Annotated in this window: 11 protein-coding genes; 4 read left to right on the top strand and 7 right to left on the bottom strand. The window is 56.3% G+C overall.

All coding sequences use genetic code 11. The features are described 5' to 3' along the window. Positions 1-9 precede the first annotated feature (9 nt). From EDB95_RS20170 to EDB95_RS20185, 4 genes are read right to left on the bottom strand one after another with little or no spacing between them, the layout of a single operon-like run. Entirely contained in the window at positions 10-933 is a 924-nt protein-coding gene (locus EDB95_RS20170) for a FecR domain-containing protein (protein ID WP_133996358.1), read from the bottom strand. Then, on the bottom strand, positions 911-1,501 hold the full coding sequence (locus EDB95_RS20175) for an RNA polymerase sigma-70 factor (RefSeq protein ID WP_133996359.1): 591 nt from the start codon (positions 1,499-1,501) through the stop codon (positions 911-913). Before EDB95_RS20175 ends, EDB95_RS20170 begins: the two co-directional genes overlap by 23 nt. 18 nt (positions 1,502-1,519) lie before the next feature. Next, entirely contained in the window at positions 1,520-3,838 is a 2,319-nt protein-coding gene (locus tag EDB95_RS20180; RefSeq protein WP_133996361.1) for a glycoside hydrolase family 95 protein, read from the bottom strand. 24 nt (positions 3,839-3,862) lie between these two features. Then, positions 3,863-4,360, bottom strand: coding sequence for a hypothetical protein (locus tag EDB95_RS20185; RefSeq protein ID WP_133996363.1), 498 nt, complete (start codon positions 4,358-4,360; stop codon positions 3,863-3,865). 90 nt (positions 4,361-4,450) lie between these two features. Between EDB95_RS20185 and EDB95_RS20190 the strand changes: the two genes are divergently transcribed. Together EDB95_RS20190 and EDB95_RS20195 are read left to right on the top strand one after the other, a co-directional pair. Continuing rightward, a complete protein-coding gene (locus EDB95_RS20190; protein ID WP_133996365.1) occupies positions 4,451-5,398 on the top strand; it encodes an SDR family NAD(P)-dependent oxidoreductase in 948 nt (315 codons plus the stop codon). Between the two features lie 18 nt (positions 5,399-5,416). Further along, on the top strand, positions 5,417-6,304 hold the full coding sequence (locus EDB95_RS20195; protein ID WP_133996366.1) for a helix-turn-helix domain-containing protein: 888 nt from the start codon (positions 5,417-5,419) through the stop codon (positions 6,302-6,304). Between the two features lie 2 nt (positions 6,305-6,306). On the opposite strand, the gene EDB95_RS20200 is transcribed toward EDB95_RS20195, so the two are convergent. The 3 genes from EDB95_RS20200 to EDB95_RS20210 form a co-directional block, all read right to left on the bottom strand. After that, the gene (locus EDB95_RS20200; RefSeq protein WP_246073754.1) at positions 6,307-7,782 is read right to left on the bottom strand and encodes an RICIN domain-containing protein; all 1,476 of its coding nucleotides are present in this window, start codon (positions 7,780-7,782) and stop codon (positions 6,307-6,309) included. A 143-nt stretch (positions 7,783-7,925) separates the two neighbouring features. Continuing rightward, the gene (gene katG, locus EDB95_RS20205; RefSeq protein WP_133996370.1) at positions 7,926-10,118 is read right to left on the bottom strand and encodes a catalase/peroxidase HPI; all 2,193 of its coding nucleotides are present in this window, start codon (positions 10,116-10,118) and stop codon (positions 7,926-7,928) included. A 63-nt stretch (positions 10,119-10,181) separates the two neighbouring features. Then, on the bottom strand, positions 10,182-11,186 hold the full coding sequence (locus tag EDB95_RS20210) for a TlpA disulfide reductase family protein (RefSeq protein ID WP_162852699.1): 1,005 nt from the start codon (positions 11,184-11,186) through the stop codon (positions 10,182-10,184). A 129-nt stretch (positions 11,187-11,315) separates the two neighbouring features. Between EDB95_RS20210 and EDB95_RS20215 the strand changes: the two genes are divergently transcribed. Then, a complete protein-coding gene (locus EDB95_RS20215; RefSeq protein ID WP_162852700.1) occupies positions 11,316-11,573 on the top strand; it encodes an RNA recognition motif domain-containing protein in 258 nt (85 codons plus the stop codon). A 75-nt stretch (positions 11,574-11,648) separates the two neighbouring features. Then, positions 11,649-12,656 carry a GlxA family transcriptional regulator gene (locus EDB95_RS20220; protein WP_133996379.1) on the top strand — a complete coding sequence of 336 codons (1,008 nt, stop codon included), beginning with the start codon at positions 11,649-11,651 and terminating at the stop codon, positions 12,654-12,656. Positions 12,657-12,658 lie beyond the last annotated feature (2 nt).

Genomic DNA, 12,658 nt, shown 5'->3' on the forward strand with positions numbered 1-12,658 from the left:
CTAAAGTACTCATTTCTTTGGGCTGAGGATAATGACCCCGTCCTTTTCGGTATAATCGAGGTTGAGCGATACACAGATCACCTGTAACGCGTTTGCCAGGGTTTCTCCTTCCAGGTTGACTGTGAGCTTTTTTTGCAAGTACGACGTATCGTCCATCCGGATTGTCCGGCCGGTACGTTGTTCAAGGGCGGCGAGCACCTGTGACAGCGGTGCATTGTCAAACCTCAGGGGGTTGGTGTACAAACAAAAGTGACCGCCTTCGCCGATGTCCCGGGTCTCCCCGGTCTTTTTCTGAAAGAAGGCGATCTTGCCCGAAGACACTGTTACTGCTATGCTGTCCGCGGTTTTATCAATGGTGAAGGTGGTTCCAATATCCTCGACGATCGCCGCGTCCATGTCCACCTTGAAAGGCTGTTCCGCATGGTGGATCACCATAAAGCGCGCCTCGCCGCTGACCAGTCGAACCGTTCTTGCGTTTACCTGTTCGAGCCGCGTCCGGGGTTGCAAGACAACGGAAGAGCCATCCGGCAGCGTAATGTCCTTGTGCTCGCCTGCGGCGGTTTGGTAAGTGCCCTTCCCCGCAAAATACCACCACCCGGCGCCCACAGCCACGATCAGCAGGGCTGCCACCGCCAACCACCGGCCTACGGGGAGGACACGGCCCGCCGTGATGGTGCGGTCTGCGGGGATCGTGCGGGGCATTTTCCCTTGCAGGGCTTCCCAAGCCTGGACTTCATCCGCCGCGGCATACACGGGATAGTCCGTCACCCCCTCCTTCCAAAGACGCGACAGCTCCCTGTACTTCTCCCGGTTCGCTTCGGAAGAGGCCAGCCACTGGCTGAACCGCAGCTCGTCTTCGGGCGTCAACGAACCCTCCAGGGCCGATACGATCAGCTCCCAGGGAAAGTCATTATATGTATCGCGGGAATCCATGGTTCAGGTATAAGACAAAAAAAATCACCCAAGGACCTAGTGTCTTGTTCATTTTGTTTAGTTCTTTCAATGCGTGGGTGATGTGGTTTTTTACGGTTTTGATGGAAATCCCCAACCGATCCGCGATCTCCTGCTGTTTCATTTCTTCGAAACGGCTCATGGTAAAAACCTTCCGGCATTGATCGGGGAGCTGGTCGATGGCCCGGTATAAGCGGATCTTCAGCTCGTCGTATTCCATTTCCCGTGTCTCGGCGGTTTCCTCCGGTCCATGATCAAACGCCTGCCGGCGCATCCGCTCCCTTTTCTCCTTGTCCAGCGCATTGAGGCTGCGGTTGACCACCGCCCGGTGGATATAAAACGTCAGCGTGGATTGTATGGTGATCGAGGCCGCGTCTTCCCAAAGTTTGAGAAAGACGTCATTGACGATTTCCTGCGCCCGTCCCGGGTCCTGGAGGTATTTGTTCGACGCCAGCAGGAAAAAACGAAAGTGCTCCTTGTAATAGGCTTCAAAGACACGGCTTTCCTTTCGTTGTATGGATTGCCAGACTTTCTCTTCCTCGGGGCTCATGCCGGCAAGATAGTCGAATTATTCAAAATCAATTTTAGTAGGCACCCCCTTCTTAAGCGCCAGCGTTCTCGTACCCCCCGGTATTTTTAGGGTATATCGCCCTCCCACCATAGACGTGATGACTGCCCTCACGGGTTTCGCATCCTTCCATTGTAGAGAAACTTCCACGCCTCCCCGGGCCCTCCAGCCGCTAAAGGACCCGTCCCGCCACGCTTTGGGCAGCGCGGGCAGCAATTCGATATACCCGTTCTGGCTTTGTAACAACATTTCCGCAATCCCGGCAGCGCCCCCGAAATTCCCATCGATCTGGAAGGGCGGATGGCCGCAGAAAAGGTTGGCGTATGTCCCGCCGCCGTTACGCATATTGACCCCCGTGGCGTATATCGGCTTCAACAGGTCCTGCAACAGGCGATAGGCCCTGTCGCCGTCGTGCAGCCTCGCCCAAAAGTTGACCTTCCAGGCCAGCGACCAGCCCGTGCCTGCATCGCCCCGGGCTTCCAGGGTAGCCATCGCTGCTTTTTCCAGCGCCGTATCGCCCTGCCCGATCTCGTTCCCGGGGTAGAGGCCCCAAAGGGGCGACACATGGCGGTGGTGGGGTTCCGTCTCCGTATAATTTTCCAACCACTCCATGATGCGGCCATCCGGTGCGATGCGCGTGGGCGGTAACAAGGCCATGGCTTTTTCACAGGCCATGCGCAAAGAGTCGTGACCCAGTTTCCGGCAAGCCACGATGGTGGCCCCGAAAAGCGCCCGGAGGATCTGGTTGTCTATCGTCGGCCCTTCGCACACATTGGCCGTCTGCCCGTCCGGGAGACGGAACGCATTTTCGGGAGAGTTGGACGGCGACGTGACCAGCCAGCCGTGTGACCGCACCAGGGAGCCCAGGTAAAAGTCCGCGGAGCCTTTGAGCAAGGGGAACAACCGTTTCAGGTATGCCTCGTCTTTTGTAAACAGGTAGTGCTCCCACAGCATCATACACAACCAGGCAGACCCGGTGTTGAAGGAGCCCCACGAATATCCTTCTCCCGGTGACGTATATCCCCAGACATTCGTGATGGTGTGCGCCACCCATCCCTTGGCGTGATAGTAGGCCCAGGCCGTCTTTTCGCCCGGTTCGACAAGCCCCTCCACCAGCTTCAGAAAGGGCTGGTTCAGCTCCCCGAGGTTGGCTTCCTCCAGGAGCCAGTGGTTCATCTGGATGTTGATATTAAGGTGGTAGTCCCCGTTCCACGGCGTTTGAATCGAATGGGCCCACAAACCCTGGAGGTTGGGGGGAAGCAAACCCGGCCGGTCGCTGCAGATCAGCAGGTAGCGTCCGAACTGATAATAAAGAGGCGCGAGACCATTGTCCTGCCCGCCGCCGGCAAAGGCTGCCAGTCTGCGGTCCGGGGGAAGACTGTCGCCCGATGGTCCGCCCAGCGTGAGGGTGGCGCGGGCAAAAAGCCGGCGGAAGCGACGGATATGCGCGGCCTTTTCCTCCGCGTAAGAATGCGCCATGGCTTGCGCCAGCCGCTGTTGCGCGGTTTGTATGTAGCCGGGGTTATGGAAATCCGTGCCCGCGGAAATATAGATCACCGCCGCGTCGGCATGCCGGACACCCGTGCCGACACGCTCGCCGCCTTCCGTCCTGATAGCGACGCGAACCGTGTACCGCATTCCCTTGCCGTCGGTGCCGTTGGTCAGGCGGCCGTTCAATGCCCATACCCCGTCATTGATGGTGGCGGGACTGTTGCTTTCCGGCCGGGTCACACCAAGATCGACATTGACTTTCCCTCTTTGGCTGGCGCTAAGCCTTATGACGATCACATCGCTGTTAAAACTCGTAAAGTATTCCCGCCGGTATTGTGTACCGCCGAGGGTAAACGTCGTCGTCGCCAGCGCGCTGTCCAGGTTCAGGTCCCTGTAATAACCCGTGGCGATACTATCGTCCCCGTAGTCATAGTGAATGCCGAGGTTGGCCAGGACCTGGTAGCAACCATAAGGAACCTTGGCGCCGCTTCCGAATCCGGAGCCCTGCCCCTTGCAGACAAAATACCTGGCCATCAGTTGCTCCGCCTCGACATTTTTGCCCGTCGCCAACAACTGCTGTATCGCGGGGAGGTGTTGCCAGGCATCCGGTATGTCCGCGTCCTGTGGACCCCCGGACCAAAGCGTAATGTCGTTAAGAACGACCGTTTCGTTTTTTACGCCCCCGTCCGGCATCGCACCGAGACGGCCATTGCCCAAGGGTACCGTGGCTTCCCAGTAAGTGGCAGGGCTGTCATACCAAAGCCGCAGTGGCTGTGCGGCGGGAGCAAGGGGGAGGAGGGTAAGGACCCAAACGGCGAATCGTTTCATGGGAGCAATATACGCGAAAAGGACCTATGCCTTTTTATCATAATACCAATGCTCATCGATCTTTTCGATCGACCGGAGGTACTTTACCCAAGACGGGGCGGTTACCTTTTGCGGGTCTTTGACGTAAAACAAAAGCCCATCCGCATCCATCGGGTAGATCGTCAGATCGATGCCGGAACCGGTGGTGTCCGCCTTTATTGCCCGGATACCCATCCGGTCCATCCGGTGGAGCAGCGTATCGACGTATCGTGTGATCCCGTCGTCTCCGTCGCGGGTGGAATCCGGCTTGTATTGAAGGGCGTGCTCCGTTAGGATACACCGGCCGTCCTTTCGTACGAAGTGATACCGGTTGACCCGGCCGTTGTCATAAGAATTGTAGGAGATGACCTTGTCGCCGCCAATATCCTGGTGCAGGAAGGTATTCATCGTCAGGGTGTCCCGGCAGATGTCGGTGATCTTGGACACCTTGGTGGTGCACCCGATCCAGGCGATGGCCATGCAATATAAAACGCACCGCTTCATGATGGAAATGTAAGCGCTTTTCTTTTGGCATCATCATTGGATTGATTCGCATAACTTTTGCCGCCACCCCTGTCTTAATTTTGCCCCTGTATGAAAACAGCACAAACAGGTTTCAGCTTCAGCACCACGGCCGCCGAGGCGGCTGCAGGCCACGATCTGACAGGAAAGATCGCCGTCGTCACGGGCGGCAATTCGGGTATCGGCTTCGAGACGGTCAAAACGCTGGCGGAAATAGGCGCACAAGTCGTCGTGGGCGCCAGGGACATAACCAAGGCGGACGACCGGCTCAGCGGGTTGAAAAATGTATCCTTTATCCCGCTAGACCTGGCGGACCCGGTGTCCGTCGACGCCTTTGCAAAGAAGTACCAGTCGGTATACGACCGGTTGCATATCCTGGTCAACAACGCCGGCCTTTTCCTGGTGCCGGACTTGCAAAAGGACAAACGCGGTTATGAGCTCCAGTTTGGCGTCAACCACCTGGGGCATTTTCAGCTGACGGGGCGGCTGTGGCCCGCGTTAAAAAACGCCGGTGGCGCCAGGGTCGTGGCCGTTTCCTCCATCGGGCACCGGCGTATGGATGTAGACCTGGACGACGCCAACTTTGACAAAAAGCCCTATGATAAATGGGCGGCGTATGGCCAGTCCAAAACGGCCAACGTGCTTTTTGCCGTCGAACTGGACAGGGCCGGACAAGCGGATGGGGTAAGGGCCTTTGCCCTGCATCCGGGGGGCATACAAACGGACATCTTTCGCTTTATGACGGAGGAGGAAAAACAAAACTGGAACGAGCGGGTCATGAGCTCGCCTACGCCGTTTAAGACGTTAGAGCAGGGCGCTGCGACGTCCGTATGGTGCGCCATCAGCGAAGCCTTACAAGGCAAAGGCGGCGTCTATTGCCAGGACTGCCGCATCGCGGCGGTGGTCCCGGAAGATTCCCCCGAGCCCCTGGGCGTCCGCCCTTATGCGATCGATCCGGTTAAAGCAGCGGCCCTTTGGCGGTTCAGCGAAGCGGCAACGGGCGTCCGCTACCCCGTTTGAAATGCATAACTTCGGGTCATGCAAACCCGTGAGCGCGTCGACCGGTTTCTGGAACGGTGGGGCAAGGCCCAGGACAAGGCCTCCGGCTTTCACGTATACCGGCTGGACGATACGCCTGTGAGCGACCGCTCTCCGCTGATGCGCAGGGACTATTATAAGATTTCGTTGTTGCTGGAAGGGGCGGCCGTCATTGCCTTTGCGGACCGGACCATCCCGATAAAGGGCGCGGCGCTGATCTTTAGCAACCCGATGATCCCTTATGCCTGGCAACGCGTGTCTGAAAAACAGACCGGCTACTTTTGCCTGTTTACCGAGGCCTTTCTGAACAACCAGGTCAGGAATGAAAGCCCCGCCGGGTCGTCTTTTTTCAGGGCACAGGGCGACCACGTCCTTTTCCCCGATCCATTAGCCGCGGAAAGGATCGCCGCTGTCTTCGGGATGATGTTACAGGAAGTGGAGGGTGTCTACGCGTACAAGTATGACGTGTTGCGAAGCCACGTCCAGTTGCTGATCCACGAGGCCCATAAAATGACGCCCCCGGTCGACGCGTACACACCGACCACCTCCGCCGACCGGATCACCGAGGTGTTTCTGACGCTGCTGGCGCGCCAGTTCCCCATCGCCTCCACGCACGACCGGATCCGGATCAAAACGGCCGCCGGTTTTGCAGAACAACTGTCCGTTCACGTCAACCACCTCAACAAATCGGTCAAAGCCGTGACCGGCAAAACGACCACCGAATGGATCGTGGAGCACATCGTCAAAGAAGCCAAGGCACTTTTGCAGCACACGACGTGGGATGTGGCGGAAATCGGCTACTGCCTGGGGTTTGCGCACGCGACGAATTTTTCTATTTTCTTTAAAAAAATGGTGGGGGAGACCCCCCACCATTTCCGGCAAAAATAAACCTACAGCGCGGTGATCTGCCACTGCTGATTCCTCCCCCCGTTGCTTGGCCATTGAATAATGTCCGCGCCGTTTGCCGTGGAGGCGCCGCTGACGTCCACCACCTGGCCGCTGTTCTCGTTGATCAGCTTGTAGTAACCGAAGCCGATGTCGATGACCTGCCATTTTTGATTCGAGCCACCGTTGGATGACCATTGAATAATGGAGGCACCGTTGGTGGTCGAGGCGCCGTTGACGTCCAGCAACAGCGAACTGTTATGATTGACAAGGTTGAAATAGCCGCTACCCTGGCTGGTGAACGACCATTGCTGGTTGTTGCCGCCCCAATACGACCATTGGTCGGCGATGGCCCCCGCGGTCGTGGACTGGTTATAGATTTCCAGCGCATCACCGCTGTTGCGGTTGAGGATCTCATAGTACGTGCCCGACGTAAAAGAGCCGTACGGTTGCGTAATGCTGGTATTGCCCCAGGCGTATTGGATACGGCTCAGCCCGCTGCTATTGCTGACGGACACCGTGCTCCCGGAAAGCGTCAGCAGGCTGTAGGAATCACCCGAGCGCAGGCCCGGCCAGTAAATGCCCCCCATACCGCTTGCCCTGAGCTGGTTGGTGACCCCTTGCAGGTAGGCGATGTCCCTGTTGGTACCCGGTGACCCGAGAAAATTGTCCCCGGTGTTCATGGGGGCGCCAAACTCGGTCATGATCGTCCGTGTGGGGTAGCTGATGCCCTGGAGCGAGTTTTCCCAGTCGGCGGACGTGGTCAGACTGTTGTTAAACCAGGTATAGTTATGATAGGATAACAGACAACCGGTCAGCCTGGAATCGGCACCGACGTCATTGACGTCGGTCGCATAGCCGGCACCGTCACACAAGACCCGGCCCGCGGGGATTGAGGAATAGTTGGACAAAAAGGTCGCGTACAAATTGGTCAGGTTGGACACCGAATACCCGTGCGGCTCGTTGAATACCTCGAAATACACGGCGGAGGTGCTCCCGTATTTATTCACCACGGTCTGCCACATGTTCCAGAAGTCGGTCGTGTTGGCCACGGTACCGGTGCCGCTGGGGACATCCCAATACCCCAGGACGACGTTCATACCCTTGGACACCGCGGCGTCGATGGCGCCCGTATAGGCGCTCCACCAGCCGCTCAGGACCGTATAGGTATTGATGGGGATGCGGATCGTATTGGCCCCCTGTTGCTGGAAAGCCGCGAGGATGGTATTCGCCTTCGATTGGGTGGTGGCGTAGCTGTCCGTCGACGTCAGCCCGGTGGGGACTACATTTCCGGTCGAAAAGTTGTCGTTGGGGTCCGCCCAGTTCAATCCTTTGTAACCGGACGCAGCGGAGGCAAAGGTGCCGGTGTTTTGGAGCGGCGTGCTTTTGGTAAGGGCATTTTTTTGGCAGGAAAAAAATAAGATGGAGGCCAGCAGGCATAGGCCTCCCATACCCGCTGCCGGGCAAAGCAATCGTTTCATATACTTATTTGGGTTTTTTGGTTGGCCCAAAATACGCTGTGGGGTGGGGGGCCATAGGGGGTAAATCGGCGAAAAACAGGGGGTAAAATAGAAAAGGTGGGCACTGTGGCCCACCTTAATATATCCAACCCATGTCCAAACGATCAGGCCAGTTCAAACCGGTCAAGGTTCATCACCTTGGTCCAGGCCGACACGAAATCCTGTACAAATTTTTCTTTTGCGTCCGCGCAGGCGTACACTTCGGCTACCGCGCGGAGTTCGGAATTCGAACCAAAGATCAGGTCCGTCCGGGTGGCCGTCCATTTGACTTTACCGGTGGTTCGGTCACGACCCTCGAAATGTTCGCCCGTCTCCGAGGTGGCATTCCACACCGTACCCATGTCCAACAGGTTGAGGAAAAAGTCGTTGGTCAGGGTCTCGGGCTTTTGGGTGAACACTCCGTCTTTCGAATGGTCGAAGTTGGTATTCAGCACCCGCATACCGCCCAACAGCACCGTCAATTCCGGTACGGTCAGTGTCAGCAATTGTGCCTTGTCGATCAACAACACCTCCGCTTTGGCGGCAAACTCCTTCCTCGCATAGTTGCGGAACCCGTCTGCGACCGGTTCAAGCGCCTCAAAGGAGGCCGCGTCGGTCTGTGCCTGGGTAGCGTCCCCGCGACCGGGTGTAAAAGGAACGGTAATATTGTAGCCGGCGTTTTTTGCCGCCTGCTCGATGCCCACGGAACCGCCCAGGACGATCAGGTCGGCCAGGGAAATTTTCGCGGTCTTTTGGATATCTTCCAGTTTGCTCAACACTTTGGCCAGCTCTGCCGGGTTGTTCACCTCCCAATCCTTCTGCGGCGCCAGCCGGATACGCGCGCCATTTGCCCCGCCGCGTTTATCGGAGCCGCGGAAAGTAGAAGCCGAAGCCCAGGCGGTCGTCACCAGTTGGGCGACCGACAATCCGGATGCCAGGATCTGCTCCTTTAGCGCTTTTTCGTCGATTTTTGACGGCTTCACCGCCGGGATGGGATCCTGCCAAATCAGTTCTTCCGCTGGAACTTCCGAACCGAGGTAACGGACACGCGGACCCATGTCGCGGTGTGTCAGCTTGAACCAAGCCCGGGCAAACGCATCGGCAAACTGGTCCGGGTGTTCATAAAAACGCCTTGAAATGACCTCGTAGGCGGGGTCAACCCTCAGGGCAAGGTCCGTCGTCAGCATCGTCGGCACGTGGCGTATTTTTGCATCGAACGCGTCCGGTACCAGGTCCGCGCCGGCTCCGTCCTTTGGCACCCATTGATAGGCGCCCGCAGGGCTTTTGGACAGTTCCCATTCGAAGCTGAACAAATTCTCAAAGAAATTGTTGCTCCATTTTGTCGGCGTTACGGTCCAGATCCCTTCCAGACCGCTCGTAATGGCGTGGCTCCCGGTGCCGCTGCCATAGCTGTTTTTCCAACCCAGCCCCTGTTCTTCGATCGAGGCCGCAGCCGGTTCTTTGCCTACATGCTTCCCTGCGTCCGCGGCGCCATGTGTTTTACCAAAACTATGCCCGCCCGCGATCAGCGCCACGGTTTCCTCGTCGTTCATCGCCATCCGGCCAAAGGTCTCGCGGATGTCCCGGGCCGCCGCCAGCGGATCCGGTTTGCCATCCGGTCCCTCCGGGTTGACGTAGATCAACCCCATTTGGACCGCGCCCAGCGGGTTTTCCAACTGGCGGTCCCCTTCATATCTTTTGTTGCCCAGCCAGGTGGTTTCCGCGCCCCAATACACGTCTTCCGCCGCTTCCCACACATCCGGCCGGCCGCCGCCAAACCCAAAGGTTTTAAAACCCATCGACTCCAGCGCACAATTCCCCGTGAGGATGATCAGGTCCGCCCAGGAGAGCTTCTTCCCATATTTTTGCTTGATGGGCCAAAGCAGCCGCCGTGCCTTGTCCAGGTTGCCATTGTCCGGCCAGCTGTTCAAGGGTGCAAAACGCTGCAACCCCCCGGTCGCACCGCCGCGGCCGTCACCGATACGGTACGTACCCGCGCTATGCCACGCCATCCGGATCATAAACGGCCCATAGTGACCAAAGTCCGCCGGCCACCAATCCTGCGAGGTCGTCAATACCTTAATGATGTCTTTTTTAACTTCCTTCAGGTCCAGCGTTTTAAACGCTGCGGCATAATCGAACCCCTTGTCCATCGGGTCCGACAACGAAGAATTCTGCCTCAGGATATGTAGTGGCAACTGGTTCGGCCACCAGTCACGGTTCCTTGTTCCGCCGCCTGCACTTTGTTTGAGTTGTCCGTGGGGAAAGGGGCACTTGGCCTCGGCACCGGCCGGGTGCCCATGGGTGTTATTTTCCATAATGGTTTTGTTTTGTGCTCATCAAAAGTATTGAACTTTTGTTACGGTGTTGATAGATGCTATTTATGGGCGATAGAGCGTGTCATTGGATCCATCTAATGCCTTTTCAAGCTCCGCCCCATTCACATCGCTGGCAACAATCCTCCCTTTCGGGTCGATCAGGAAATTCGTGGGCGACGTTTCTACGTCGTATTTGACGGCTACAGGATTGTCCGCGAGTTTTAAGGGAGCCAGTTGCAGCCAGGGAAGGTTGTCCACCGCGGTCTGCCAGGTTTGCCTGGTTTTTTGCCCGTCCAGCGAAATGCCGATGATCGTGAGATTTCTATACTGATGATAGGTTTTTAATAGTTCCTGGTTTTCCTTTTGGCTGGCGCTGTTCCACGAGCTCCAGAATTCCAGCAGGACATAATGGCCGCTAAAGTCTTTTAAGGATACCGGGTTTCCGTTCCGGTCTTTCTGCCGGAAAGAGGGGGCGTATTTGCCCACGGCTACCCGTTCTTTCCTTTCGATATTTTTCAGGACAATTTTCCCATAGGTACATTTCTGGACGGTTGCCGTCAGGCTGTTGTAGAGGTACTTTAGGGTATCCAGGGGAAAATGGTGAAAAGAGAGGAGGTAGGCACTTGCGTAGGAATTGGGGTATTGCTCCACAAAACGGGGAAGGGCATTTTGCTCGCGGAACGCGGCAAAGTCCATTTGGGTCTTGGAGCCGGTAAACCGGCCGTCCTTAAAATCGGACGTATCCAATACGACCTCCATAGCACCGGGCTCTAAAAAGAAAAGGACGGCATTTTTCCCGTCTGCCTTGGTGATCCTTTTATCATCGTCCGGCAGCGACTTTTCCACGGTCGTCAGGAAAGCGATGGCGGGCCCGCCGGTACGTCCCGTAAAGCGAAAGTGGCCGTCGGTTATGAGGGCGCTATCATTTCTGTATTCCCCTTTCCCGCCGGCATACCGCATGTAGATAAACCCATCGTTTTTTCCTTTAAGGGTACCCTCCAGGGAGAATCGATGCTGTTGGGCAGAAGCGAAGATTACGGTAAAAAGAAGTACAAATGTCATTTTCATATCTGGCATGCATTAGTGTAGGCGCTAAACTCTGGCGAATAGCGTGCGCCGGCAATGGCAGATTCAACCGAAAAGATGGAATATTCCCCAAAAGGGCTTGATAGTGCTCTAAAATGTTATATTTGCCTAATGCGAATGACAATTTCCGGACTGCCGCGCGACTTTGACAAGTATGACCTTCAGCGACTGTTTGGCCCTTACGGTTGGGTCGACTACGCCAAAATTTTTATTGACCCCATTACAGGTAATAATTCCGGTAAAGGAATGGTAGAAATGAAGCGGGATGACCAGGCAAAGCAGGCCATGGCGGCGTTGCAGGGGAAAGTACTGGCCACGAATCCGCTGAACATCAAAGAGGCCAAGGACCGGCCGGCCAATAACCGGTGATGGCCGAAATTGTATAAAATATGTCATTTGTGCCATCCTGGCAAGGCCCTACCTTTGCTGTAATTATTAGCGGCCATGTCAAAGGAAGCCCCAAAGCTGATCGTAGTCATCCCAATGCCCGACATTTTCCTCCTGGATATAGCGGGTCCCTGCGATGTGTTTATGTCGGCGAACAGGGTTCTGAATGAAAATCCCGGGATGGGGGCAGGAGGGTATGAACTTTTACTGGCCTCCCCGGTCGATACCAAAAAAGTGGTGACCAAAAGCGGCGTCGAAATCGGATGCCCCGCGCTGGTATCGGAGATCGACCGCCCTATAGATACCCTGATCGTCGCCGGTTTTTCCAGGATGCGCTTCCAAAGCGGACACCCTTTTTTCCACTGGCTGAAAAAGACTTATCCGAAAGTACGTCGCATCGGATCTGTTTGCATAGGGACGATAGCCCTGGCGGAAGCGGGTATTTTGGACGGCAAAAATGCCACGACCCACTGGGAATTCAGCCAGGAGTTCCAGTACCGGTATCCCGCCATCAAGGTAGACACAAACCCTTTTTATACGCGTGACGGGAATGTATACACCTCCGGTGGGGTATCGTCCGGCATCGACCTGGCGCTGGCCCTTGTGGAAGAAGACTATGGGCGTGAGGTCGCCCTGAGCGCGGCCCGGAAACTGGTGCTGCCGCTAAAACGACCGGGATTCCAGTCCCAGTTCAGCACGTTGCTCCAGGTCCACAGCCTTGAAAACTCGATCGCCGGCAGGCTTCATCCCTGGCTGATCCGGCACCTCGCCGAAGCGCTCAGCGTCGAACAACTCGCCGAACGCTGCAACATGAGCGTGCGCAATTTTAACCGTGTATTTCAGAAAGAAACAGGTCTGACGCCCGCCAAATTCGTGGAAAAACTTCGCATCGAAGTCGCCCGGAAATACCTTGAAGACAGCGACCTCACCATGGATCAGATCGCCGAAAAATGTGGTCTCGGTGGCCTCGTATCCATGCGCCGCACGTTCATGCGGCATATAGATATATCCCCCAGTGATTATCGCCGGTCCTTCAGAACGTCACTTCACACTTTAGAAATATAACA

This window comes from Dinghuibacter silviterrae (assembly GCF_004366355.1).
In the GTDB taxonomy this organism is placed as follows: Bacteria; Bacteroidota; Bacteroidia; order Chitinophagales; family Chitinophagaceae; genus Dinghuibacter; species Dinghuibacter silviterrae.